Raw genomic sequence first — 23,806 nt, forward strand, 5'->3', positions numbered from 1 at the left:
CAACAAGTTTGACGTACCGAGTCGCCCGTCCGTACGTCAGGGGCCCGATTGGGCGCTGATCGGCCACGCCCGGGGCGGATGTCGGCGGTGGCCCCTAGGCTGGCCGGGTGTCCAACTCGCCGGTGAGAGCGCAGGCCAAGGGGGCTGGAAGAGTGTCGGCCGAAGGTAATTCCGCTGTGGGCGAACGCGGCGTGTCGAAACAGGTAAAAGTGACAAATCGGAAGCCCGTCAAGCCCGAGTCGCGGCTCGCGATGGTTCGCAGAGCTCGCAGGATCAACCGCGAGTTGGCCGAGGTCTACCCGTACGCCCATCCGGAGCTCGACTTCCGCAACCCCTTCGAGCTGCTCGTCGCCACGGTCCTCTCGGCGCAGACCACCGACCTGCGGGTCAACCAGACCACGCCCGCCCTCTTCGCGAAGTACCCCACGCCCGAGGACCTCGCCGCCGCCGTGCCCGAGGAGGTCGAGGAGCTCATCCGCCCCACCGGCTTCTTCCGCGCCAAGACCAAGTCGATCATGGGTCTCGCCGCCGCCCTCAGGGACGACTTCGGGGGCGAGGTGCCCGGCCGCCTCGACGACCTCGTCAAGCTCCCCGGCGTCGGCCGCAAGACCGCCTTCGTCGTCCTCGGCAACGCCTTCGGGGTCCCCGGCATCACGGTGGACACCCACTTCATGCGACTGGCCCGGCGCTGGAAGTGGACCGGGTCCGAGGACCCGGTGAAGATCGAGGCCGAGGTCGCCGAGATCTTCCCGAAGAGCGAGTGGACGATGCTCTCGCACCGGGTGATCTTCCACGGCCGCCGGATCTGCCACGCCCGCAAGCCGGCGTGCGGCGCCTGCCCGATCACCCACCTCTGCCCCTCGTACGGAGAGGGCGAGACCGACCCCGAGAAGGCGGCGAAGCTGCTCAAGTACGAGAAGGGCGGCTTCCCCGGCCAGCGGCTCAATCCGCCGCCCGGCTTCCCCGGCCGCCCGGCGCCCCCGCTGGGCGCGAGCGGCTGAGCCCGCCCCGGAAGGGCCCCGACGGCCCGGGGGAACGAACCCGTCCATCGATGGCGTTGTCCAACACGGGGGTGCCCATGACGCGCACTGACGAAGAGATTTACGACGAGGACGTCCACGGCCTGCTCAGCCGCGACGGGCTGCCCGACTGGCTGGGACCCGTCGACCGGGCCGCCCGCACGGTCGCGCCCGAGCAGCTGAGCCGCTTCCTGCCGCCCGCGAGCGGCGCCGGGCGGCAGTCCGCCGTCCTCGTCCTCTTCGGCGAGGGGGAGCGCGGCCCCGAGCTGCTGCTCATGGAGCGGGCCGGCAGCCTGCGCTCCCACGCCGGCCAGCCCTCGTTCCCCGGCGGCGCCCTCGACCCCGAGGACGGCGACCCGGCCGACGGCGGGCTCCTGCGGGCGGCCCTGCGCGAGGCCGAGGAGGAGACCGGGCTCGACCCGGCGGGCGTCCAGCTCTTCGGGGTGCTGCCCCGGCTCTACATCCCGGTCAGCGGCTTCGTCGTCACCCCGGTCCTCGGCTGGTGGCGCGCCCCCAGCCCGGTCGGGGTCGTGGACCCCGGCGAGACCGCCCGGGTCTTCACCGTCCCCGTGGCGGATCTCACGGATCCCGCGAACCGCGCGACGGCAGTCCACCCGAGCGGCCACCGGGGCCCCGCGTTCCTGGTCGCGTCCGCTCTGGTCTGGGGTTTCACGGCCGGTGTGATCGACCGGCTACTGCATTTCTCCGGCTGGGAGCGCCCCTGGGACCGGTCCCGACAGGTCCCGCTCGACTGGCGGTCGTGACAGGCTGAACCCCGGCGACCGGAAACGAATCTGCGAGGCAATTGACGGTGAACGTGCTGGACATCTTGTTGCTGCTCGCCGCCGTGTGGTTCGCGATCATCGGTTACCGCCAGGGATTCGTGGTCGGCATCCTGTCGGTGATCGGCTTCCTCGGCGGCGGTCTCGTCGCCGTTCTGCTGCTTCCGGTCCTGTGGAACCAGCTGACCGACAACAGCGAGGTCTCGACCACGGCGACGGTCGTCTTCGTGATGGTCGTCATCGTCTGCGCCTCGGTCGGCCAGGCCTTCACCACCCACCTCGGCAACAAGCTGCGCCGTCACATCACCTGGTCACCCGCGCGCGCCCTCGACGCCACGGGCGGCGCCCTGGTCAACGTCGTCGCGATGCTGCTCGTGGCCTGGCTGCTCGGTTCCGCCCTCGCCGAGACCTCGATGCCCACCGTCGGCAAGGAGGTACGGAACTCCAAGGTCCTCCTCGGGGTGGAAGAGGTGATGCCGGATCAGGCGTCCCGCTGGTTCGACGACTTCGGCTCCACCCTGGCCCGCAGCGGCTTCCCCCCGGTCTTCAGCCCGTTCGCCGACGAGCCGATCACCCCGGTCCCGCCGCCCGACCCGCTGCTCGCCGACAGCCCGGTCGCCGCGCGCGCCCAGCGTTCCATCGTGAAGGTCGTCGGCACCGCGCAGAGCTGCGGCAAGGTCCTCGAAGGCACCGGCTTCGTCTTCGCCGACCGCCGCATCATGACCAACGCCCACGTCGTCGGAGGCGTCGACGAGCCGACCGTCCAGATAGGCGGCGAGGGCAAGCTGTACGACGCCAAGGTCGTCCTCTACGACTGGCAGCGCGACATCGCCGTCCTGGACGTGCCGGACCTCAGGGCCGAGCCGCTCGTCTTCGCCGACGAGGACGCCAGGAGCGGCGACGGCGCGATCGTCGCCGGTTTCCCGGAGAACGGCTCGTACGACGTGCGCTCGGCGCGTGTCCGGGGCCGTATCAACGCGGACGGGCCCGACATCTACCGCCGTGGCGACGTGCGCAGGGACGTGTACTCGCTGTACACGACGGTCCGCCAGGGCAACTCCGGCGGTCCGCTCCTCACCGAGGACGGCGAGGTGTACGGCGTGATCTTCGCCCGCTCGCTCGACGACGCGAACACCGGCTACGCCCTGACGGTCGACGAGATCCGCGAGGACATCGAGCGCGGCCGGGCGGCCAACCAGCAGGTCGACACCCAGGCCTGCGCCCTGTAGTCCCCGGTCCGGCCGGGCTCTGTGGCCCCGGCCCGTCAGGCCCTGTGGTCCCCGGCCCCGCTAGGGGGTGTCGCGGGGGTGCCGGAGCCGGGCCGACACCCAGCGGGCCCGGCGGCGGAGGATGCGAGAGATCCCCACCTCTTGCACGGCGTGCGAGCCGCCGGGGTCCGGCGGTCCACCCCCCTCGTGGGGGCCCGGCGCGGCGGCCGAGTGGCGGTTGCGTGCGGTCGTGTCACCGTAGTCGTGCGTCCAGCCCATACCTCGACGTCTGCCCGTGGCCCAAGGTCGGTAACCTCCCGGGAGCCCGCCAATTGGAGTATGCGCGGGGCACATGGCCGTTCGAAGGAAGTCTGTACGCCCCCGGGGGAGACGGGCCGTCAGCGGTCGGGCTCGGGGTCCTTCAGCCAGTTGACGAGCTCCGTGGAGAAGGCCACCGGGTCCTCCTCGTGCGGGAAGTGACCGAGCCCGTCGAAGAGCCGCCAGCGGTACGGCGCCTCCACGTACTCGCCCGATCCCGCCGCGCTCCGGGTCCGCATCACCGGGTCAAGGGAGCCGTGCAGATGGAGCGTCGGCACCCGCACCGGCCGCTTCATGCGCCGGTTGAACTGGATGCCGTCCGGGCGGGCGAGCGAGCGCACCATCCAGCGGTACGGCTCGATCGAGCAGTGCGCCGTCGACGGGACCAGCATCGCCCGCCGGTACACCTCGATCGCCTCGTCGTCCGAAGCGCCCCGGGGCTGCGGCCCCGACCAGTCCCGGATCAGCTCTCCGACCAGTGACGCGTCGTCGGCCACGAGCTGACGCTCCGGCAGCCACGGCCGCTGGAAGCCCCAGACGTGCGAACCGGCCCGCGACTGGGCGAAGTCGGAGAGCATCGCCGAGCGCCAGCGGCGCGGGTGCGGCATCGAGGAGACCGCGAGCCGGCGCACCAGCTTGGGCCGCATCACGGCCGCCGTCCAGGCGAGGTACCCGCCGAGGTCGTGGCCGACGAGCGCCGCGTCCGGCTCGCCCAGGGAGCGGATCACACCCGTGATGTCGAGGGCCAGGTTGGCGGGGTCGTAACCCCGGGGCGTGCGGTCGCTGCCGCCGACGCCGCGCAGGTCCATCGCGACGGCCCGGAAGCCGGCCTCCGCGAGGACGGGCAGCTGATGGCGCCAGGTCCACCAGAACTGCGGGAAGCCGTGCAGGAGCAGCACCAGGGGGCCGTCGCCCATCTCGGCGATGTGGAAGCGGGCGCCGTTGGCGGCCACGTCGCGATGGGTCCACGGCCCGCCGAGCCGGACGGGCCCGCCGTTGCTGCTCTCGGGGAGGGTCATACGGACGAGCGTGCCACAGCGGGGGACCTGTCCAGCGCCTTCTCCAGCGCCTTGTCCTGCTCCGGGCGCGGGTGCGGCTTGACGTTCTGCATGATCGCGGCCGTCTGCTTGGCCGAGGCGATGGACTTCTTCGGCGGCTTGACCTTCTTGAACTTGGCGTACGAGATCAGGCCGAGCAGGCCGGCGAGCAGCACATTCGCCGTGAAGGACAGCAGGAAGCACCAGGCGAGGTTCCAGCCCCCGTTCCCGTTGTGCCCGCCGGTCCAGGCGTTGATGCCGTACGCGAGCGCGAAGCTCAGCATGGGCAGGGAGAACAGCAGCACGGTCGCCGCCGCGCCGCCCGCGGCGCCGCCCATCGCGCCGCGCTTGACGTCCTGCCGCAGTTCGGCCTTGGCCAGGGCGATCTCGTCGTGCACCAGCGCGGACATCTCGGCGGTCGCCGAGGCGACCAGCTGGCCGAGGCTGCGCTCGGTTCCGTAGAACGGGTCGCTCATCGGTGCTCCCTCTTCTCTTCTGCGGTCCGGGTTCTCTTCTACGCGGTCCGCATCAGATCATGCCGGACGGTCGGCCTCGTCGCGCGGTGCCCCCGCCGCTCGGGCGAGCTGACGGTGCTCGGCGGCCTTCCTCTCGTGGATCGCGGCCATCCGGAGGTGGTACTCCGGGTCGTCCTGCTCGTAGATGTCGGGGATGCCGTCCTCGTCGTCGTCGCGCTCCTCGGCGGAGACGAGCGCCTGGTACTTGCGGACCCGGAGCTTCAGCAGGACGGAGGCGAGGGCGGCCGCGATGAGCGAGCCGACCAGGACGGCCGCCTTCACCTCGTCGGTGAGGGCGGTGTCCCCCTCGAAGGCGAGTTCGCCGATGAGGAGCGAGACGGTGAAGCCGATGCCGGCGAGGGCGGCGACGGCGAACACGTCGGGCCAGGCCAGGTCGGGGTTGAGCTCGGCCCTGGTGAAGCGGGCGGCGAGCCAGGTTCCGCCGAAGATGCCGACGGCCTTTCCGACGACCAGGCCGAGGACCACGCCGAGGGTGACCGGCTGGGTGAAGACGTCGTGGATCGCGCCGCCGGAGATGCCGACCCCGGCCGAGAAGAGCGCGAACAGCGGTACGGCGAGGCCGGCCGAGAGCGGGCGCACGAGGTGCTCGATGTGCTCGCCGGGGGAGTGCTTCTCGCCCTCCCGGGTGGTGCAGCGCAGCATCAGGCCCATGGCGACGCCGGCGATGGTGGCGTGGACGCCGCTGTTGTACATCAGGGCCCAGATGACCAGGGCCAGCGGCACGTACACGTACCAGCCGCGGACGCCCTTGCGGAGCAGCAGCCAGAAGAGGGCGAGTCCCGCGAAGGCGCCGCCGAGCGCGGCGAAGTCCAGGTCGCTGGTGAAGAAGACCGCGATGATCAGGATCGCGAAGAGGTCGTCGACGACGGCGAGGGTGAGCAGGAAGGCGCGCAGCGCGGACGGCAGTGAGGTGCCGATGACGGCGAGGACGGCGAGCGCGAAGGCGATGTCGGTCGCGGTGGGCACGGCCCAGCCGTCCATCGAGCCGTCGCCCACGGCGTTGACCAGGGCGTAGACGAGGGCGGGCGCGGCCATGCCGCAGAGCGCGGCGATGACGGGGAGGGCGGCGGCCCGGGGGTCGCGCAGCTCGCCCGCGACGAGTTCGCGCTTGAGTTCGATGCCGGCGACGAAGAAGAAGACCGCGAGGAGGCCGTCGGCGGCCCAGTGCTGGATCGACAGGTCGAGGCCGAGGGCGGCGGGGCCGATGTGGAAGTCGCTGACGGACTCGTAGCTGCCGCCCAGCGTGTTGGCCCAGACGAGGGCGGTGACGGCGGCGACGAGGAGCAGCACGCCGCCGACGGTCTCGGCGCGCAGGGCGTCGGCGAGGTAGCGCCGCTCGGGGAGGGGGAGACGACCGAGGAACCTGCGGTCGTCGGGCTTGCGGTCGTCACGGTCGGTCGGGGCGGGCGCGGCCACGAAGGAACCTCCGGTCGGTGGGCAGGGCAGAGCACATGCCGACCAGACTTCCCGGCGCACCTAGGTTTTCCTGTCGCGTCACTGACGCGGTCTTTACGTTACCTAACGAGCGCGGGTGACGTCCGGCGGGATTCACTTTAGGGAGATTCACCCTTTTCGTCCCGTCGGGTACGGCGAGACACGCACGCCCGCCCCCAGGAGCTCGGGGCGGGCGTTCGCGTCGTACGGGCCGGGCTCAGTCCTCGCTGGACGCGGTCGGCAGCTGGGTCTGGATCAGCGACATGACCGAGGAGTCGGTCAGCGTGGTGACGTCACCCAGCTCCCGGTTCTCGGCGACGTCGCGCAGCAGACGGCGCATGATCTTGCCCGAGCGGGTCTTCGGCAGCTCCGCCACCGGCAGGACCCGCTTCGGCTTGGCGATCGGGCCGAGGGTCGCGCCCACGTGGTTGCGCAGCTCGGCGACCAGGTTTTCGTCCTGGCTGGCCGTACCGCGCAGGATCACGAAGGCGACGATCGCCTGACCGGTCGTCTCGTCGGCGGCGCCGACGACGGCCGCCTCGGCGACGGACGGGTGCGAGACGAGGGCAGACTCGACCTCGGTGGTCGAGATGTTGTGACCGGAGACGAGCATGACGTCGTCGACCCGGCCGAGCAGCCAGATGTCGCCGTCCTCGTCCTTCTTGGCCCCGTCACCGGCGAAGTACTTGCCCTCGAAGCGGGACCAGTAGGTGTCGATGTAGCGCTGGTCGTCGCCCCAGATGGTGCGGAGCATCGACGGCCACGGCTCGGTGAGGACCAGGTAGCCGCCGCCCCCGTTCGGCACCTCGTTGGCCTCGTCGTCGACGACGGTCGCCGCGATGCCCGGCAGCGGGCGCTGGGCGGAGCCCGGCTTGGTCTCGGTGACGCCCGGCAGCGGCGAGATCATCATCGCGCCGGTCTCGGTCTGCCACCAGGTGTCCACGATCGGGGTCCCGCCGGCGCCGATGTGCTCGCGGTACCAGATCCAGGCCTCGGGGTTGATCGGTTCGCCGACCGAGCCGAGGACGCGGAGGCTGGAGAGGTCGAACTTGGCGGGGATGTCGTCTCCCCACTTCATGAACGTGCGGATCGCGGTCGGCGCCGTGTAGAGGATCGTGACGCCGTACTTCTGCACGATCTCCCAGAACCGGCCCTGGTGCGGGGTGTCCGGGGTGCCCTCGTACATGACCTGCGTCGCGCCGTTGGCCAGCGGGCCGTAGACGATGTACGAGTGCCCGGTGACCCAGCCGATGTCGGCGGTGCACCAGTAGACGTCGGTCTCCGGCTTGAGGTCGAAGACGGCGTGGTGGGTGTAGGCGGCCTGGGTGAGGTAGCCGCCGGAGGTGTGCAGGATGCCCTTCGGCTTCCCCGTGGTGCCCGAGGTGTAGAGGATGAAGAGCGGGTGCTCCGCCTCGAAGGCCTCCGGGGCGTGCTCGGCGGACTGGCGGGCGACGACGTCGTCCCACCACACGTCGCGGCCCTCGGTGAACGCGGTGTCCTGGCCCGTGCGGCGGACCACGAGGACGTGCTCGACCTGCGGGCACTTGGCGACGGCCTCGTCGATGGCCGGCTTGAGGGCGGTCGGCTTGCCCCGGCGGTAGCCGCCGTCGGCGGTGACGACCAGCTTGGCGTCGGCGTCCTGGATGCGGGAGGCGACGGCGTCGGCCGAGAAACCGCCGAAGACCACCGAATGGGCGGCGCCGACGCGGGCGCAGGCCAGCATCGTGATGGCCGCCTCGGGGATCATCGGCAGGTAGACGGCGACCCGGTCGCCCTTCCGGACGCCCAGCTCGGTCAGGGCGTTGGCCGCCTTGGAGACCTCGTCCTTGAGCTCGGCGTAGGTGATCGCGCGGCTGTCGCCCGGCTCGCCCTCGAAGTGGATGGCGACCCGGTCGCCGTGGCCGGCCTCGACGTGCCGGTCGACGCAGTTGTACGCCACGTTCAGCTCGCCGTCGGCGAACCACTTGGCGAACGGCGGGTTCGACCAGTCGAGGGTCTCGGTCGGCTCGGTGGCCCAGGTCAGGCGCTTGGCCTGCTCGGCCCAGAAGCCCAGCCTGTCCGCCTTGGCCTGCTCGTACGCCTCCGCCGTCACGTTGGCGTGCGCGGCCAGCTCGGCGGGCGGCGAAAATCGACGCTCTTCCCGAAGCAGATTGGCCAGGCTTTCGTTGCTCACGACATCTCCCTTTCCCAGGGCGTCCTCTGTGCGTATGTGTCCCGCGTCATAGCTCATCAGTCAGATGCCCGGGTGACAAGAGCCTCCGGACAATTGGTTTAGACCTGTTGGGTGCTGGTGTGCGGGGGCCCCTTCTTCCCGAGCGGTGGGAGAAGGGGCCACACAGTCTCACGGACGGGTGAGCCGGAAGGTTCAGGACGCGCGGGTTCCCGTCGGGTGCGCTCGGTCAGGACACGCGGGTTCCCGTCGGGGTGCGCTCGGTCAGGACGCGCGGGCCGGCTCCAGGGGGTCCGTCGGCATGACCCGGGTGAACACGTCGTCGTAACTGTGCACCTCGTCCGTCCCGGAGAGGAGGTACGCCTGAGCCTCGCCCACGTGGAAGTACATCCCGTGCAGCGTGAGCGAGCCCTCGGCGAGCCGCCGCGCCACCGCCTCGTACGACCGCAGGTGCTCCAGCTGCTGGACCACGTTGGTCAGGCAGAGCTGCTCGACCGCGTCGGCCGGGAGCCGCCCGGAGATCCGGGCCCAGGCGTGTCTCCGGTTCGCCATTCGCTCCAGGCTCGGCCGGCCGTGGCGCAGCCAGCGGCGGAGCGGGGTCGGCGGGTCGTCCGGGCCGCCGTTCAGGAGGGCCTGCATCGCGCCGCAGCCGGAGTGGCCGCAGACGGTGATCGACTCGACCCGCAGCACCTCCACCGCGTACTCGATCGCCGCCGCCACCGAGTCGTCGCCGCTCTCCTCGCCCGGCAGCGGGACGAGGTTGCCGACGTTGCGCACGGTGAACAGGTCGCCCGGGCCGCTCGACGTGATCATGCTGGTGACCAGACGGGAGTCGGCGCAGGTCAGGAAGAGCTGCGAGGGGCGCTGGCCCTCCCGGGCGAGCCGCGCCAGCTCGTCCCGTACCAGCGGGGCCGTGTTCCGCTGGAACTTGCCGATGCCGCTCGCCAGATGCAGCCCCGGCGCCCGCCGGGGCTCGGCGCGCTCCGTGGCCTCGTCGGGCCGGTCGGCCGGCTGCTCCCCGCACTGGTGGTTGTGCCACGGCGTCCAGGGGCGGCAGCAGGTGTGCGCGGCCGAGGCGGCGGGGGCCGGGTCGGCGATCCGGGTGCCGGAGGGGCCGGTCGTCTCGACCGTGCCGCCGTGGGCGAGGTGACCGGCGGTCCAGTCGCTCAGCGTCTCGTACGCCGCGTGGTCCATGAAGGAGCCGTCCAGCTCGACCACCACGTCCGAACCGCGCGGCAGTTGGTGCAGGGCGCGGCTCAGCCGGGGCACGGCCAGGAAGGTCAACTGGCCCCGTACGTTCAGCAGATGGCGCCCGTCCCGTTCCTCACGGGTGATCCGGGTGCGGGCCAGCCGGTGCAGGGAGACCGAGACGGCCACGGCGATGCCGAGGGCGACGCCCTCCAGGATGCCGACGAGGACGACACCGGACAGCGTCACCACGTAGACAACGACCTCGCGGTGCCGGGTGACGGTACGGATGTGGGTGATGCTGACCATCTGGATGCCGACCACCATCACCAGGGCGGCGAGCGCGGGCAGCGGGATCAGGTCGATCAGCGGAACGAGCAGCAGGGCCGCGAGCACGATCCACAGACCGTGCAACATTGTGGAGGCCCGGCTCACCGCACCCGCCGACACGTTGGCGACGCTGCGGACCGCGACCCCGGCGACCGGCAGTCCGCCGAGCGCCCCGGAGACCACGTTGGCCGCGCCCTGACCGGCGAGTTCACGGTCGAGGACGGAGCGCGGCACGCCCCGGCCGCCGTCCGGGCGGGCGGCGACCAGTTTGTCGACCGCCACGGCCGAGAGCAGCGACTGCACGCTGGTGACCAGGGTGATCGTCAGTACTCCGGCCGCGATGCCGAGCACCGGGCCCTCGGGCAGGCCGGGCAGCGCGTGGCTGCTCCAGGACGGCAGGTCGACCCGGGGCACGGCGAGCCCGGCGAACGCCGCCACCGCCGTCGCCCCGGCCACCGCGACGAGCGCGGCAGGGACCTTCCGTACGAGCTGCCCGGCGCGGCCCGGCAGCCGGGGCCAGCACAGCAGCACGGCCACCGTGAGCGCGCTGATGGCGAGGGCCGCCGGATGGACATCGGCCAACTGGGCGGGCAGACCGAGGACGTTGTCGACGGCGGAGCTCTGGGGGGTGCCGCCGAGCACGATGTGGAGCTGGGCGAGCGCGATGGTGACGCCGATGCCGGCCAGCATGCCGTGCACGATCGCGGGCGAGACGGCGAGCGCCGAGCGGGCCACCCGGAGGGCGGAGAGGCCCAGTTGGGCGAGGCCGGCGAGCACGGTGATGGCGCAGGTGGTGCGCCAGCCGTACAGCTGGATGAGCTCGGCGGTCACGACGGTGAGTCCGGCGGCGGGGCCGCTCACCTGGAGCGGGGAGCCGCCGAAGCGGCCGGCCACGATGCCGCCGACGGCGGCGGCGACCAGGCCGGCCTGGAGCGGGGCTCCGGTGGCGAGCGCGATGCCGAGCGAGAGGGGCAGTGCGATCAGGAAGACGGCGACGGAGGCGGAGAGATCGGCTCCGGCGACGCGGAAGCGGCGGGGCCTGTCCGGCGGGCTGTGAGGCCGCTGGACACGGGGCCGGGTGGTGGTGCGGGCGGGGGTGTAGAGGGTCATTCCCGTCTCCTCCGGGGCAGCGCGGTCGCGGTTCGTGCGGGACGAACATGGGGGCTCGCGGCCGTGGGTCACGGCGTGCAGCGGCGGGATCCGAGCGGGGATCCCCGCTGGACGAGGATCAACGCTCGGTAAATGGATCGTAATGGAGAGTAAAGACTCCGGCATTATTTTCGGGGCAAACAGGGCAACGATTCACCGGTTCCGGTGATAGGTGAACGGATTGCCGCTTGTCGTTTCATCTCTCCGGTCGTCGTGGTGCGACGTTGACGCCGCCCGTACCGAACCGAGGAGAGGTGGGCGGATGACAGCCGCCGGGAGAAGGACCACTGCCCAGAGGAAGGCGCTCGCCGCCGGTGCCCTCGCCGTCGCCCTGACCACCGGCCTCGCCGGCTGCTCGGGCTCCGACGACACCGCCACGAAGGGAACGCAGGGCGGTGCGGGTGCCAAGGAGGCACCGGCCGCGGCCCCACCGAACACCGTTCGCCTGATCGGCGACGGTTCCACCGCCTTCACCGGTGCCCAGCCCCACCAGCCGGTCTGGCAGCGCCTCAAGCCCGGCGAGACCCCGCCGCAGTTCGTCGTCTTCTCCTGGGACGGCGCCGGCGAGGACAGTCAGAAGCTCTTCTCCCACTTCCGCTCCGTGGGCAAGAAGTACGACGCCACCATGACGTACTTCCTCAGCGGCGTGTACCTGCTGCCCGAGGAGAAGCGGAATCTCTACGAGCCGCCGCAGCACAGCCCCGGGCGCTCCGACATCGGCTTCAACGACACCGAGGGCATCCGTGCCACCGTCCGCGAACTGCGCGGCGCCTGGCTGGAGGGCAACGAGATCGGCACCCACTTCAACGGGCACTTCTGCGGGAAGGAGGGCGGTGTCGGCACCTGGTCGGTCGAGGAGTGGAAGAGCGAGATCAACCAGGCCAAGTCCTTCGTCAAGAACTGGAAGACCAACGCGGGGCTGCGCGCGGAGCAGCCGCTGCCCTTCGACTACGAGAAGGAACTCGTCGGCGCCCGAACCCCCTGTCTCGAAGGCCGGAAGAACTTCGTCCAGGCGGCGGCGCAGATGGGCTTCCGCTACGACACGAGCGGCGTCAACGACCAGATCTGGCCCAAGAAGGACATGGGCCTCTGGGACCTGTCGATGCCCCTCGTGCCCGTTCCGGGCCGCGCCTTCCAGACGCTGGCCATGGACTACAACTTCCTGGTCAACCAGTCCCCCGGCACCACCCAGGGCGACCCGTCGCAGCACCGCTACTGGGGCGACCAGATGCGCGACGGCCTGGTGCAGGCCTTCGAGCGCTCCTACCGGGGCAACCGGGCGCCGCTGATCATCGGCAACCACTTCGAGTCCTGGAACGGCGGCACGTACATGCGGGCCATCGAGGAGACCATCGCCACGGTCTGCGTGCAGAAGGACGTCAAGTGCGTGTCCTTCCGCCAGCTCGCCGACTGGCTCGACGCCCAGGACCCCGACGTCATCGCGAAGATGCGCACCCTGAAGGTCGGCGAGGCCCCGCCGGCCGGCTGGGCGGACTTCCTCGCCCCCCGACCGGCGGCCCCGGCGGCCGGCGTCGAGCCGGCTGAACGGCACTGAGTCTTTCGTCAAGCGGGCTGAACGGCACTGAGCCTTTCGGACAGCACGAACCCGGGGTCGACCTGCGCCGCCAGGTCGGCCCCGGTCCTCTTCTTCCTCTGTTCCCCTCGCGCCGCTCGGCGCCGGGGCGCCTCTCGGGCTTCGGGGCGCTGCGACGGACTCCGTCCGTCGTGGACGGCGGTGCTGTCAGCCGAGGCCGGGTGCGGCGGCCATCGGGTCACCGAGCACGAACCCGGGGTCGACCTGCGCCGCCAGGTCGGCCCCGGTCCTGGCGTTGCCCCAGCTCTCCGCGTTGCGCAGGTGGAAGTGGACCATCTGGCGCGTGTAGCGCTCCCAGTCACGGTGGGCGTACGAGTCGTCCGCCGCGTCCTGGAGGGCCTGGAGCGACATCCGGTTCTCCGCCTCCAGGAGCTCGAAGCGGGGCGGGCGGCCCTTCTCCATGGCGCGGACCCAGTCCGAGTGGCCCACGGTCACGAGCAGGTCGTCACCGACCTCCGCACGCAGGAAGTCGAGGTCGTCCTCGCCCTGCACCTTGTTGCCGACGACCTTGAGCGCGACGCCGAAGTCCCTGGCGTACTCCTTGTACTGGCGGTAGACCGAGACGCCCTTGCGGGTCGGCTCGGCGACCAGGAACGTCATGTCGAAGCGGGTGAAGAGGCCGGAGGCGAAGGAGTCCGATCCCGCCGTCATGTCGACGACCACGTACTCGTCGGCGCCGTCGACCAGGTGGTTGAGGCACAGCTCCACCGCGCCGACCTTCGAGTGGTAGCAGGAGACCCCGAGGTCCGACTCCGTGAAGGGGCCCGTCGCCATCAGGCGGATCTCGCCGTCGTCGAGCGGGACCGGCCGGGCACAGGCCTCGTACACCGGGTTCTCCTCGCGGACCCGCAGCAGTCGCGAACCCTCCCCGGGCGGCGTCGTCTTGATCATCGTGTCGGCGGAGACGATCCGCGGGTTGGTGCCCCGCAGGTACTCCTTGATGAGGGGCAGGTGCGCCCCCATCGCGGGCAGCGCGGCGGCCTCCGCGTCGGACAGGCCGAGCGCGGCGCCGAGGTGCTGGTTGATGTCGGCGTCGACGGCTACGACCGGGGCTTCGTTGGCGGCGAGGTGGCGGATGAAGAGCGAGGACAGCGTGGTCTTGCCGCTGCCGCCCTTCCCTACGAAAGCGATCTTCATGTTCACCTAGGGTAGTGGCATGAACGCGTTAGGTGGTCAAAGAGCGTGAAGAAGACCACTCCATCGTGGGGCGGGGCCGCCGGGCGCGTAGCCTCCCTACCTATGAGTACGCACGCCTCTGACCCCTTGGCCGCCCTCGGATCCCTGCCGGGCGTCGCCGACGCGGTGGACTCCGTACGCAAGGCCGTCGACCGGGTCTACGGCCACCGCGTGATGCGCCGCCGCAGCAATGAGATCTCGTCCGAGGCGGCCCTGCGCGGGGCCCGGGGCTCGGCCGCCCTGTCCGGTGCCGACTGGGCCCTGGAAGAGGTCCGCCGACGCACCGACTTCGGCGCCGACCCGGAGGCCCGCACGGTGGGAGCCGCCCTGAGGCTCGGCGCGGAGGCCGGGCAGCTGCTCTCCATCTGGCGCCAGTCGCCGCTGCGGGTGCTCGCCCGCCTGCACCTGGTCGCCGCGGGCGAGTCCGGCGAGTCGGTGGGCCGGCCCCGGCTGGACGGTGAGGCCGTCGACGAACCGCTGATCACGACCCCGCCGCCGTCTCCCGCCGAGGTCGCCGGGCGGCTCGACGGCCTCGCGGAGCTGATCGTCGCGGGCGGCGAGGCCCCGGCGCTCGTGACGGCCGCCGTCGTGCACGGCGAGCTGCTCGCGCTGCGCCCGTTCACCTCGTACAACGGCCTGGTCGCGCGGGCGGCGGAGCGGATCGTGCTGGTCGGCAGTGGTCTCGACCCCAAGGCGATCTGTCCGGCGGAGGTCGGCCACGCGGAGCAGGGGCGGGCCGCGTACCTCGCCGCGTTCGAGGGGTACCTGTCGGGGACCCCGGAGGGCGTGGGCGGCTGGATCGCGCACTGCGGGCGCTCGGTCGAGCTGGGCGTCCGTGAGTCGACGGCCGTCTGCGAGGCGCTTCAGCGCGGCGCGGCCTGAAAAGGGGCCGGGAAGAAGCCCGGGAAAGGGTTGCGGCGGTACCAGTTCTGGTACCGCCGCTGGCACGTCCACCCAGTTACCAAGCGTCCTCGATATATGCCCATCAGGCCGGGAACTTTGCCCGTGGCCTGGTGCGGCTGGCCCGTAATCGACGGGTCGACGTCGCGTGGGTGCCCGGTTTCGGTGCTAGGTCCGTGGGGCCTTCATGCTCAACAGGTGATCCTCTCGGATGTCCTCGGTCTCGCGGGCCTGATTCCTTTCTACTCCTGTCGGCGAGGAAGCGAAAGTGCTGGCTCCACTTCTCTGCTCATTGCTCAAATCCGGGCAAAGTCATCGGCGGGTCGATGGGGGAGAGCGGCCTGTCGGCGACGAGAGGCGTACCAGACGAGTCCGGCGCCGAGGGCTGCCGCACCGACGGCCGCCGCTGCGACGAGCGTGGGCCGTGGCGGCATCCGGAACTCGGGCAGCCGCTGCTTCAGCCGTACCGGCTTCTCGAAGGCGAGAATCGGCCATTCCCGGGCGACGGCCTCGCGGCGCAGCGACCGGTCGGGGTTGACCGCGTACGGGTGGCCGACGGCCTCCAGCATGGGGATGTCGGTCGCCGAATCGCTGTAGGCGTAGCAGCGCGAGAGGTCGTAGCCCTCCGACTCCGCCAGCTCCCGGACCGCCTCGGCCTTCGTCGGCCCGTAGGCGTAGTACTCCACCTCACCGGTGAAGCAGCCGTCCTCGCCCACCACCATGCGGGTGGCGACGACCCGGTCGGCCCCGAGCATCTCGCCGATCGGCTCGACGACCTCGGCGCCGGAGGTCGAGACGATCACGACGTCACGGCCGGCGGCGTGGTGCTCCTCGATGAGGGAGGCCGCCTCGTCGTAGATGATCGGGTCGATCAGGTCGTGAAGGGTCTCGGCGACGAGCTCCTTCACCTGGGCGACGTTCCAGCCTTTGCAGAGCGCGGAAAGATATTCGCGCATCCGCTCCATCTGGTCGTGATCGGCCCCGCCCGCCAGGAAGACGAACTGGATGTAGGCCGTCCGCAGGGCGGCGCGGCGGCTGATCAGCCCGCCCCGGTAGAAGGACTTGCTGAAGGTCAGCGTCGAGGACTTCGCAATGACCGTCTTGTCCAGGTCAAAGAAGGCGGCTGTGCGCGGCAAGGAGTGGTTTTCCACAAGCCTGAGCATAGGTGCCCGCCATTCGGCGTACGCTGGGGCGCGTGGGTTTGCCTGAGAAGGCTCTCGGGTACACCATGGAAGTCACGGATCGTTCGCGACCGTGCTAACCCGGTCCGGCTCCTCCCCCCCCGAGTCGGCCGGAAAGACGACCCCCGCTCTCCCCCCCGGCGGGGGTCGTCGCATGTCCGGAGCCGTTTCGGTGCTGTGTGACATCGTCCGCTCCCTTCCTTCCGGCCGCCGACCGCGACGCGGCCGATGTCCTGCCGGACTCTCGATTCGTCACCCACGGTAACCGGCGGGCTGCGTTCCGGGCAGTCCCCGGGAGGAGTGACGAAGATATTCACAGGGCTTCGGATATCCACAGTTTTTCGGCGAGATCTCCAGGATTCTCGGCCCGGCCCCACGGTGATTCCTGTCGCGGAGTTCGCGAACGGCAGGAATCACGAGAGGGGTGGACGTCATGGAGGCATCCAGGACTTCAAGGGCCGGGAGGGCGGCGCGGACTTCGCCGCCGAGCGGGGCGGCGGTGCCCGGTGCCGACGAACCGCGCCGCACGGGGCCGCTGATCATCACGGAGGACCTCGGTCTGCTCGACGACCTCCTGCGGCTGTGCGCCGCGGCCGGAGTCGAGCCCGAGGCGCACCACCGGGTGCCGGAGCGGCAGGCGAGCTGGACCGACCCACCGCTCGTCCTGGTCGGCGCCGACGCGGCGGCCCGCTGCCGGGGAGCGGCGCGCCGCCCGGGGACCCTCCTCGTCAACCGTGACCGGGACGACCCGGAGGTGTGGCGGCTGGCCGTCGAGATCGGCGCGGAGTGCGTGCTGCGGCTGCCGGACGCCGAAGGCCTCCTCGTCGACCGCATCGCCGACGCGGCCGAGGGCGTGGGCCGACAGGCGCTGACCGTCGGCGTGGTCGGCGGCCGAGGGGGAGCCGGCGCCTCCACCCTGGCCTGCGGCCTCGCGCTCGCCGCCGCGCGGACCGGGCGGCGCACCCTGCTCGTCGACGGCGACCCGCTCGGCGGGGGACTCGACGTGTTGCTCGGCGGCGAGAGCGAGCAGGGCAGACGCTGGCCCGACTTCGCCGCGTCGAAGGGCCGTCTGGCCGGCGGAGCCCTCGAGGAGTCCCTGCCGTCCGTGCGGGGGGTCCGGGTGCTCAGCTGGGGCAGGGAGCCCGCGGCGCCGGTCCCTCCCGAGGCCGTCCGGTCCGTGCTCGCCGCCGCCCGCCGCCGTGGCGGGGTCGTGGTGGTCGACCTGCCGCGCGGAACCGACGCGGCGGCCACCGAGGCCCTGGCGCAGCTCGATCTCGGACTGATCGTCGTACCCGGCGAGTTGAGGGCCGTCGCGGCGGCCCACCGGGTGGCCTCGACCCTCTCCGCGGGCGTGCTCGACCTGCGGGCCGTGGTCCGCGGGCCGTACGCGGCGGGGCTCGACGAGTGCTGGGTCGCCGACGCGCTGCGGCTGCCGCTGGCCGGTGAACTCCCTTACGACCCGGGGATCGTGACCGACCAGGACGCGGGCGTACCGCCGGGTGCCGAGCCCCGTGGACCGCTCGGACGGTTCTGCGACGCCTTCTGGGCGTGCGCCCTCGGTCCCGGTGGTGCGGCATGACCGGAGCGGGAAGCGCGGCGGGCGGCGCGGGACTGCTCGACGCCGTGCGGCAGCGCCTCGCGGCCAGCGGGTCCGACCCCACCCCGGCGCGGGTCGCGGCGGCGCTGCGCGCCCAGGGACGGCTGCTCGGTGACGCGGAAGTGCTCGGCGCGGCGGAGGAGTTGAGGTGTGAACTGATCGGCACGGGCCCGCTCGAACCGCTGCTCGCCGACCCCGCCGTCACCGACGTCCTGGTCTCGGCGCCCGACCGGGTGTGGGTGGACCGGGGCGCCGGCCTGGAGCGGGCCCCGGTGTCCTTCCCGGACGCGGCGGCCGTGCGCAGGCTCGCCCAACGGCTCGCGGCGGTGGCCGGGCGCAGGCTCGACGACGCCAGGCCCTGGGTGGACGCGCGGCTGCCCGACGGCACCCGGATGCACGCCGTGCTGCCACCGGTGGCGGTCGGCTCGACCTGCCTGTCCCTGCGGGTGGTGCGGCCCCGCGCCTTCACCCTGGAGGAGCTGGCGGCGGCGGGAACGGTGCCGCCAGGTGGCGCCCCGATCCTGCGCGCCCTGATCGACGCCCGGGTGTCGTACCTGGTCAGTGGCGGCACCGGTACAGGAAAGACCACGCTGCTCGCCTCCCTGCTCGGTCTGGTGGGGGAGCGGGAGCGGATCGTCCTCGCCGAGGACTCGGCGGAGCTGCGGCCCGACCACCCGCATGTGGTGCGGCTCGAGGCACGGCCCGCGAACCAGGAGGGCGCCGGTCTGGTGACCCTGCGGGACCTGGTCCGTCAGGCGCTGCGGATGCGGCCCGACCGGCTGGTGGTCGGCGAGGTGCGAGGAGGCGAGGCCGTCGACCTGCTCGCCGCCCTCAACACGGGCCACGAAGGTGAGTGCCTGGCTAAACCATACATAGAACCGGGCAGCGCACACGGGGAAACCCCGCCCATGCGCCATGGGGGAAGCGCACAGGCGGGGCCAGGCTCAGCCCTACAGGGCAGCACGCAGCCTCTCGCAGACCTCGTCGCTGGTAGGCCGGTCTGCGGGCGAACGGCTGAGCATGTGGGGAATGAGACCCCCGAGCACTCCGGGCACGTCCACGGGGCGGTGAGGGCCCGCCACGATGGCTCGCCGCTGCTCCTCTCGGGAAGCGTCGTCCGGGTAGGCCACGTGCCGCCATCCCGTCGCGCTGATGAACAGTGCCGCTCCCAGCGCGTACACGTCGGATTCCTGCGTTGGCGTCGCCGCTCCCGACTCCAACACGCTGGCCGAGACTTCCGGCGCTTCGTAGTGGACGAGACAGCCCCGGTACGGGAAGTCATACGCGCGGGGAATCCGTCCTCCGCTGGACAGCGCTAGATCGATCAGGAATGCGCCGCCCACCTCACCCAGGAGGAAATGCGCGGGCTGCACATCCCCGTGCACCCACCCCATTCCGTGCAGCCCCGACAGGGCCACAGCGCACGACAGCGCCTCTCCGATGTGCGGCTCGGCCCCCTCGTCCCGACAGGATGCCCACCGGTCATACAGGCTGTCGCCACGTCGCCACGGCTGAGCGCCCCACGTGCCGTGTTCCCACTCCCCGCTGAAGATCCGCTCATGGGTGAGCTGACGTAGAACGGCGGCCTCACGGGCAGGGGCAAGCGCGGTCCATGCGTGCGTCCGACTGGGGTAGCCGACTTTCACCGCGTACGGTCCGGCCTCTGTCTTGACCTTCCACACGGACGACCCGCGCCGGTTGAGAACCAGTTCGGCGGGGCCAGGATTGAGGAGTTGCAGCGCACCGTCCGGCGGGCTGTACGGGCCATCGAAAATCATGCTTCACCTTCCAACAGCGGGACCGGCTCCCGTAGTTGAGAACCGGCCCCACCCTCACCAGTACGGGTCAGCCGGCCGTCAGGCGGCCCGGTAGTCGCGTCCGCAGTCAGAGTCGCACTGCGCCGCGTTCTCGCCGTTCACGGTCCACAGCGCGTCCAGCACCATGAACCCGTTGGCCTTGATCGCGTGCGCCGTCGCCTGCACCTCCTCCAGGACCCGACCGCCACCACCGGGGCGCGGGTTGTGCTCCAGGAACCGGCCCGCGTACTTCTCGCTGAAATCGCGGTAGTCGGCGGTGTGCAGGATGAACGAGTGCAGCGCACCGTCCACGTCGTCGCTCGGGACCATCTTCACCGTGGCCGTGCCGACCGTGGCGAGGAACGCGAGCGCCTGATCCGTGGCCCGCTCCGCCTTGTCGCGGTCGTAGCCGAAGTGGGTCACGGTGAAGTCAGCGATGCTGTCGAACAGGTCCGAGCTGACCAGCGCGCGGCCGGTCTTGAGGTCGTTCGCGGTAGCCGTCATGGCTGTGCCTCCTTGTAGTGGATGAGCTGTTCCGCAGCGCGCCGAACGAGGACGGGAGCAGCACGCCTTATGGCCACCTCCCACTGCCGGGCCTCCCGCTCCGCGAGGATCTCCACCAATCCGGCGTCGATCTCCGCGCGCTGTTCCGGGGTGAAGCTGGGGGCCCGTCTCACATCCGCTCCCTTATCCGCTGGCTCGTGTTGGCGGTGACCACTGCGGCGCTGAGGGCGTCCGACTGGTAGGCGGCTTCCAGGCTCTCCGCGTCGGCCTCCCACTCCCGGCCACCGTTCAGCGGACGGAGTTGGTAGCGCGGTCCCACGTGGCCCATGACGCGGCCTACGCGGCCCGTGGAGACGTCCAGCGCCGTTTCCCCCGCCTCCCAGTTCCGGGGGTGCTCACGTGCGCTCTCAGGGCTGCTCATGGCTGCACCTCTCGTGCTCGTTCGGCTGCTCACAGAAGGCAACCGCGTAACCACAGGGGAGAGGTACCGTTGCGACAGCGCGAGGACTTAAGAGCTTTAAGCGGCTTGAAGACGCGGGGAGTTGATGACCGGTGGCCAGCCCCAACGAGACACTTGCCCGACTGCACCGGGAAACCGGCTGGACGCTGCGCCAGTTCGCCCAAGAGGTCAACAAGCTGGGCACTGAGCGGGGAACGCCCCTCAAATACCGGGAACCCTCGGTGCACCAGTGGCTCAACGGGCACATGCCGAAAGAGGCCGTCCGCCCGCTGATCTTGGAAGCTCTGGCACGGAAACTCGGACGCCCCATCACGCACAGCGAAGCGGGATTCCCGACCCCTCCCGCCGAAGAGTCCAGCGCCCTCCCCAGTACCGTGGAAGGACTGCTAGACCTGGGGAGGGCAGACATGGACCCATCGCGCCGGAGCGTGCTCGGAGTAGGTCTGTTCTCTGTCGCCCTCACCGTGCCCAACTGGCCGGACGTTGTCGGCCGAATGGAAGTCGCCCAAAGGGGCGAGACTCAGCGAATCGGAATGTCCGACGTTCAATCGGTCATCGCCATGACCGAACGACTCTCCGACATTGACGACCAATTCGGCGGACGGACAGCCCGACCGATGGCCGCTGCCTATGTGGTCAACACCGTGGCTCCCTATCTGCGCGCTGACGCCCCGGACGATGTCCGCAAAGCGATGATGGCCGCCGCATCGGACCTCTCATATCTCACGGGGTATATGGCCGTGGATGAGGGCGTGCACGGAATGGCTCAGCGCTACTACCTCAAAGCGCTTGAACTCGCCGGGGCATCCGAGGATCACCTAACGTTCTGCACCACTCTCCGGGGAATGAGCGTTCAGGCGGTAGACCTCGGGCACGGGTCCGAAGCATTGCGCCTCGCCGACGCTGCCGCCGCCGCTTCCCCGCAGGCCGGTCCCCGAATGCGCGCTTTCCTCGCCGGACAGCAGGCGCACGCAGCCGCGCAAGAGGGAAACAAGCGCATGGCCCTACAGCGCATCCGGGAAGCCGAGACAGCCATGGAAAAGGCCGAATCACAGTCGAAGACTTTCGGGTCCTACAACCCTTCCTCGCTGGCATATCACGTAGGCCAAGTGCGCTACCAACTGGGAGACGTGGCAGGTTCCATCGAATCACTCAAGGAATCAGACCGGTTGCGCCCCAGCACGTTCCGGCGGACGAGTATCCGCTATTTGTCCATGCTGGCCGAACGGCAACTAGAGGTCGGTCACTTGGAGGCAGCGTGCGAGACGTGGGGGCGAGTCTTGGAGATATACCCCCTCGTGCAGTCCGGGCAGTGTGATCGGAACCTAGCCGCAATGCACAGCCGAATTCGCCCCTACCTGAAGAACCACACGGCCCGTGACTTGTCTGATCGGGCCCGAATGGTGACCCCTTCAAACTTGCTCCCCCACTAAAACTGACGGGTCGTCAGAAATGGTGCGGGCTGCCTGAGTACGCCGACGTACTCGACGATGCGGGCCACCCTCGACACTGCGGCCTGAGATTCGAAGGGGTGCGAAAACCCTTGGGATCACTGGGCGAGGGGTACCCAAGCACCCGCAGCCGGCCAGACTTCCCCCCTTTCTTTCGAAGGTGCCCACCAAGTACGCCAAAAGCCCCCGACGACCAACCCACAGCGGGGCCAGTCATCGGGGGCTAAGCACACCTAAACGTTGAGGTGTGGTCATCGACTGCCGCAGTTCCGGGGCCGTCCCTCGCGGCGTGCTGGACGGCCGGGCATGAGTCGGGCCGGGGCCGGTTGCCGGACAGCGCGCGAGCGAGGGAAGCGCCACGCCACCTTGCCGGGCGGTGCCGGTTCGTCGGACGGCTCCCAACCGTTCGGACCGAGGACTACGCGGGTCGGTTCCATCGGCGTCACGCTCGGCCGTACACGTCGAACAGCTCGTCGAGCAGGCACAAATTCCGGGTGTCATCCAGACCCGCGACGACTTCGGAAAACAGCGCAGCGTCCGTCTCGGCATTCCGCCCATACGCCGCCCCGCCCTCGCTGAATGCGGTAAAGGCCCGATGCCACTTGCGGCACTGAGTGCTGCACCACGGCTTGAATGACTGCCTACCGCTGCGGAGTTGGCGCGGATTCACGCAACCGAGCCGTATGCATTCCGGGGACTCAAACACTCGTAACCTCCGTGCGGCGCGTGTGACCAGTCGCCTGCATGACAGCGCCGGGAGGGAGTTTCAGGTAAGCGGCGTACAAGTCGAGCGCCTGCATGACAGCCTCGCTCGCTGTCTCACAACCGGATAGCTGCTGTATGACAGCGAGGTTCGCGCGGGAACTTTCCGTGTGACGGACGCTGAGAGTCTTTACCTTCTTCATCTTTCCCCCTGAGCACCCCTTAACGTTTAGGGGTGGTCGTTTCAGAACAGCGTGGACATGTGATGAATTCGCCCGGCCCATTCCTGCACCTCGGCTTCAATCTCGCCGTCAGCAAGCGGGCAGCTGAAATCCTGTACCGGTAGGGAGTGGCTGGCGGCGACATAGCGGCGCGCTAGCTCAACCTCTACAGCGGACGGGCCGCTATCAATCGGTACGTCATTACGCCGACGCCGAGCCAAGAGAACGCACCCCCCAACGAGCCCGATTCATGGCGCGGGCAGCAGCAGACGCCGAACCCTTACCCGTCCCGCTGTCGGCATCGCTCAGACCGAGGGAACGCACCAGCGAGAGGAAAGACGCCTCGGCCGCGCGCAGTTCCTTTAGCGACGGATTCGGGTAGAGACCGCCCCGGATTCCACGGACGATTACGCCGCGATCCTTCACGTCCCGCTCTAGTCCCTCGATCTGATCGAGCACAGCGCAGGCCCGGTCAAGGGTGGTCACCTCGTACGCCTCTAGGTCGAATTCCTCGACCACGGCTCGGCGGAATTTCGCGCTGATCTTCTGGTTACTCATCGTGCCCCCTTCCGGGGATTCGGTATCTGCGCTGCTCACAGCGGGTTAACTGGTTCTGGTGCTCCGGACGGAGAATCTCGGGTGCTATACGCTTGCGGTCCGGAAGGTCGTCATTTCGGGGTACCCCCGCACCCCCTATGCCACTGTCCGTGACTCAGCCGGCCGTCACCTTCCGTGAAATTCGAGCCGAACTCAGAGAATCGCAGCACGAGGAATGCAGCAGCCGGACAGCAAGCGGGGCCGAGCAGACGAGTGCCCGACCCCACAAAACGAATGCCTAGTGGCTGTAGCTGCCCAGGGTGCTTGCCCGGCGCATCTCCATCCGAGAGGCCGCTAGGGCTTCCTGCCACTCCTCGTATCGCTGCTCAGCTAGCTCGGGGAGGGCGTCAGCAATGGTGCCTAGTACTCCAGCCGTAGATCGTGATCTTCACGGTTGTTGCGCTGCTTGGCGCTGGTAGCGGCTGGCACGGGCTCGGTCTGATGCCCTCGCGCCAG

20 protein-coding genes are annotated in these 23,806 nt (G+C 70.3%); 8 read left to right on the forward strand and 12 right to left on the reverse strand.

The features are described 5' to 3' along the window. Positions 1 to 152: 152 nt before the first annotated feature. From nth to ACFWUY_RS21570, 3 genes are all read left to right on the forward strand, one after another. Positions 153 to 1,001, forward strand: a complete 849-nt coding sequence (gene nth, locus ACFWUY_RS21560; RefSeq protein ID WP_384110955.1) for an endonuclease III — start codon at positions 153 to 155, stop codon at positions 999 to 1,001. A gap of 77 nt (positions 1,002 to 1,078) precedes the next feature. Continuing rightward, positions 1,079 to 1,783, forward strand: a complete 705-nt coding sequence (locus ACFWUY_RS21565) for an NUDIX hydrolase (RefSeq protein WP_384110958.1) — start codon at positions 1,079 to 1,081, stop codon at positions 1,781 to 1,783. 47 nt (positions 1,784 to 1,830) lie between these two features. After that, on the forward strand, positions 1,831 to 3,030 hold the full coding sequence (locus tag ACFWUY_RS21570; RefSeq protein WP_384110961.1) for a MarP family serine protease: 1,200 nt from the start codon (positions 1,831 to 1,833) through the stop codon (positions 3,028 to 3,030). Between the two features lie 60 nt (positions 3,031 to 3,090). Here ACFWUY_RS21570 and ACFWUY_RS21575 read toward each other — a convergent pair whose 3' ends face one another. From ACFWUY_RS21575 to ACFWUY_RS21600, 6 genes are all read right to left on the reverse strand, one after another. Then, on the reverse strand, positions 3,091 to 3,288 hold the full coding sequence (locus ACFWUY_RS21575; RefSeq protein WP_384110964.1) for a hypothetical protein: 198 nt from the start codon (positions 3,286 to 3,288) through the stop codon (positions 3,091 to 3,093). A gap of 119 nt (positions 3,289 to 3,407) precedes the next feature. Further along, positions 3,408 to 4,346: an alpha/beta fold hydrolase gene (locus ACFWUY_RS21580; protein WP_384110967.1), complete on the reverse strand. Its 939-nt coding sequence runs from the start codon at positions 4,344 to 4,346 to the stop codon at positions 3,408 to 3,410. Beyond that, positions 4,343 to 4,840 carry a phage holin family protein gene (locus ACFWUY_RS21585; RefSeq protein WP_384110970.1) on the reverse strand — a complete coding sequence of 166 codons (498 nt, stop codon included), beginning with the start codon at positions 4,838 to 4,840 and terminating at the stop codon, positions 4,343 to 4,345. Before ACFWUY_RS21585 ends, ACFWUY_RS21580 begins: the two co-directional genes overlap by 4 nt. A gap of 57 nt (positions 4,841 to 4,897) precedes the next feature. After that, on the reverse strand, positions 4,898 to 6,316 hold the full coding sequence (nhaA, locus tag ACFWUY_RS21590; protein WP_384110973.1) for a Na+/H+ antiporter NhaA: 1,419 nt from the start codon (positions 6,314 to 6,316) through the stop codon (positions 4,898 to 4,900). Between the two features lie 235 nt (positions 6,317 to 6,551). Further along, positions 6,552 to 8,507 carry an acetate--CoA ligase gene (gene acs, locus ACFWUY_RS21595; protein WP_384110975.1) on the reverse strand — a complete coding sequence of 652 codons (1,956 nt, stop codon included), beginning with the start codon at positions 8,505 to 8,507 and terminating at the stop codon, positions 6,552 to 6,554. 261 nt (positions 8,508 to 8,768) lie between these two features. Beyond that, the gene (locus ACFWUY_RS21600) at positions 8,769 to 11,132 is read right to left on the reverse strand and encodes a SulP family inorganic anion transporter (protein WP_384110979.1); all 2,364 of its coding nucleotides are present in this window, start codon (positions 11,130 to 11,132) and stop codon (positions 8,769 to 8,771) included. Positions 11,133 to 11,433: 301 nt separating this feature from the next. On the opposite strand from ACFWUY_RS21600, the gene ACFWUY_RS21605 reads away from it, so the two are divergent. Beyond that, a complete protein-coding gene (locus tag ACFWUY_RS21605) occupies positions 11,434 to 12,726 on the forward strand; it encodes a hypothetical protein (RefSeq protein ID WP_384110981.1) in 1,293 nt (430 codons plus the stop codon). 186 nt (positions 12,727 to 12,912) lie between these two features. On the opposite strand, the gene ACFWUY_RS21610 is transcribed toward ACFWUY_RS21605, so the two are convergent. Next, a complete protein-coding gene (locus ACFWUY_RS21610; protein WP_384110984.1) occupies positions 12,913 to 13,902 on the reverse strand; it encodes an ATP-binding protein in 990 nt (329 codons plus the stop codon). A gap of 102 nt (positions 13,903 to 14,004) precedes the next feature. On the opposite strand from ACFWUY_RS21610, the gene ACFWUY_RS21615 reads away from it, so the two are divergent. Beyond that, positions 14,005 to 14,823 carry an oxidoreductase gene (locus ACFWUY_RS21615; RefSeq protein WP_384110987.1) on the forward strand — a complete coding sequence of 273 codons (819 nt, stop codon included), beginning with the start codon at positions 14,005 to 14,007 and terminating at the stop codon, positions 14,821 to 14,823. 314 nt (positions 14,824 to 15,137) lie between these two features. Here the strand turns inward: ACFWUY_RS21615 and ACFWUY_RS21620 are convergent, their stop codons facing one another. Next, positions 15,138 to 16,004, reverse strand: a complete 867-nt coding sequence (locus ACFWUY_RS21620) for an HAD family hydrolase (RefSeq protein WP_384110990.1) — start codon at positions 16,002 to 16,004, stop codon at positions 15,138 to 15,140. A 451-nt stretch (positions 16,005 to 16,455) separates the two neighbouring features. Between ACFWUY_RS21620 and ssd the strand changes: the two genes are divergently transcribed. Then, positions 16,456 to 17,601, forward strand: coding sequence for a septum site-determining protein Ssd (gene ssd / locus ACFWUY_RS21625; protein WP_384110996.1), 1,146 nt, complete (start codon positions 16,456 to 16,458; stop codon positions 17,599 to 17,601). Further along, positions 17,598 to 18,938, forward strand: coding sequence for a TadA family conjugal transfer-associated ATPase (locus ACFWUY_RS21630; protein ID WP_384110999.1), 1,341 nt, complete (start codon positions 17,598 to 17,600; stop codon positions 18,936 to 18,938). Before ssd ends, ACFWUY_RS21630 begins: the two co-directional genes overlap by 4 nt. Before the next feature lie 537 nt (positions 18,939 to 19,475). On the opposite strand, the gene ACFWUY_RS21635 is transcribed toward ACFWUY_RS21630, so the two are convergent. From ACFWUY_RS21635 to ACFWUY_RS21645, 3 genes are read right to left on the reverse strand one after another with little or no spacing between them, the layout of a single operon-like run. After that, the gene (locus tag ACFWUY_RS21635; protein ID WP_384111002.1) at positions 19,476 to 19,919 is read right to left on the reverse strand and encodes a hypothetical protein; all 444 of its coding nucleotides are present in this window, start codon (positions 19,917 to 19,919) and stop codon (positions 19,476 to 19,478) included. Then, complete coding sequence (locus ACFWUY_RS21640; protein WP_384111005.1) at positions 19,916 to 20,092, reverse strand: hypothetical protein; 177 nt, start codon at positions 20,090 to 20,092, stop codon at positions 19,916 to 19,918. The genes ACFWUY_RS21635 and ACFWUY_RS21640 overlap by 4 nt, the downstream gene beginning before the upstream one ends. Continuing rightward, positions 20,089 to 20,340 (reverse strand): hypothetical protein, encoded by a 252-nt coding sequence (locus ACFWUY_RS21645; protein ID WP_384111008.1) that lies wholly within the window; start codon positions 20,338 to 20,340, stop codon positions 20,089 to 20,091. The genes ACFWUY_RS21640 and ACFWUY_RS21645 overlap by 4 nt, the downstream gene beginning before the upstream one ends. Positions 20,341 to 20,471: 131 nt before the next feature. On the opposite strand from ACFWUY_RS21645, the gene ACFWUY_RS21650 reads away from it, so the two are divergent. Beyond that, positions 20,472 to 21,812, forward strand: a complete 1,341-nt coding sequence (locus tag ACFWUY_RS21650; protein ID WP_384111010.1) for a tetratricopeptide repeat protein — start codon at positions 20,472 to 20,474, stop codon at positions 21,810 to 21,812. 1,142 nt (positions 21,813 to 22,954) lie between these two features. Here the strand turns inward: ACFWUY_RS21650 and ACFWUY_RS21655 are convergent. Beyond that, positions 22,955 to 23,311 carry a P27 family phage terminase small subunit gene (locus ACFWUY_RS21655; RefSeq protein WP_384111013.1) on the reverse strand — a complete coding sequence of 119 codons (357 nt, stop codon included), beginning with the start codon at positions 23,309 to 23,311 and terminating at the stop codon, positions 22,955 to 22,957. Between the last annotated feature and the right edge of the window lie 495 nt (positions 23,312 to 23,806).

It is taken from the genome of Streptomyces sp. NPDC058664 (assembly GCF_042716635.1).
In the GTDB taxonomy this organism is placed as follows: Bacteria; Actinomycetota; Actinomycetes; order Streptomycetales; family Streptomycetaceae; genus Streptomyces.

Excerpts from the sequence above, each read along its gene's own strand:
- ACFWUY_RS21565 (WP_384110958.1), top strand. The coding sequence starts at position 1,079 with ATGACGCGCACTGACGAAGAGATTTACGACGAGGACGTCCACGGCCTG.
- ACFWUY_RS21575 (WP_384110964.1), bottom strand. The coding sequence starts at position 3,288 with ATGGGCTGGACGCACGACTACGGTGACACGACCGCACGCAACCGCCAC.
- ACFWUY_RS21580 (WP_384110967.1), bottom strand. The coding sequence starts at position 4,346 with ATGACCCTCCCCGAGAGCAGCAACGGCGGGCCCGTCCGGCTCGGCGGG.
- ACFWUY_RS21585 (WP_384110970.1), bottom strand. The coding sequence starts at position 4,840 with ATGAGCGACCCGTTCTACGGAACCGAGCGCAGCCTCGGCCAGCTGGTC.
- ACFWUY_RS21600 (WP_384110979.1), bottom strand. The coding sequence starts at position 11,132 with ATGACCCTCTACACCCCCGCCCGCACCACCACCCGGCCCCGTGTCCAG.
- ACFWUY_RS21605 (WP_384110981.1), top strand. The coding sequence starts at position 11,434 with ATGACAGCCGCCGGGAGAAGGACCACTGCCCAGAGGAAGGCGCTCGCC.
- ACFWUY_RS21610 (WP_384110984.1), bottom strand. The coding sequence starts at position 13,902 with ATGAAGATCGCTTTCGTAGGGAAGGGCGGCAGCGGCAAGACCACGCTG.
- ACFWUY_RS21615 (WP_384110987.1), top strand. The coding sequence starts at position 14,005 with ATGAGTACGCACGCCTCTGACCCCTTGGCCGCCCTCGGATCCCTGCCG.
- ACFWUY_RS21620 (WP_384110990.1), bottom strand. The coding sequence starts at position 16,004 with ATGCTCAGGCTTGTGGAAAACCACTCCTTGCCGCGCACAGCCGCCTTC.
- ssd (WP_384110996.1), top strand. The coding sequence starts at position 16,456 with ATGGAGGCATCCAGGACTTCAAGGGCCGGGAGGGCGGCGCGGACTTCG.
- ACFWUY_RS21630 (WP_384110999.1), top strand. The coding sequence starts at position 17,598 with ATGACCGGAGCGGGAAGCGCGGCGGGCGGCGCGGGACTGCTCGACGCC.
- ACFWUY_RS21635 (WP_384111002.1), bottom strand. The coding sequence starts at position 19,919 with ATGACGGCTACCGCGAACGACCTCAAGACCGGCCGCGCGCTGGTCAGC.
- ACFWUY_RS21645 (WP_384111008.1), bottom strand. The coding sequence starts at position 20,340 with ATGAGCAGCCCTGAGAGCGCACGTGAGCACCCCCGGAACTGGGAGGCG.
- ACFWUY_RS21655 (WP_384111013.1), bottom strand. The coding sequence starts at position 23,311 with ATGAGTAACCAGAAGATCAGCGCGAAATTCCGCCGAGCCGTGGTCGAG.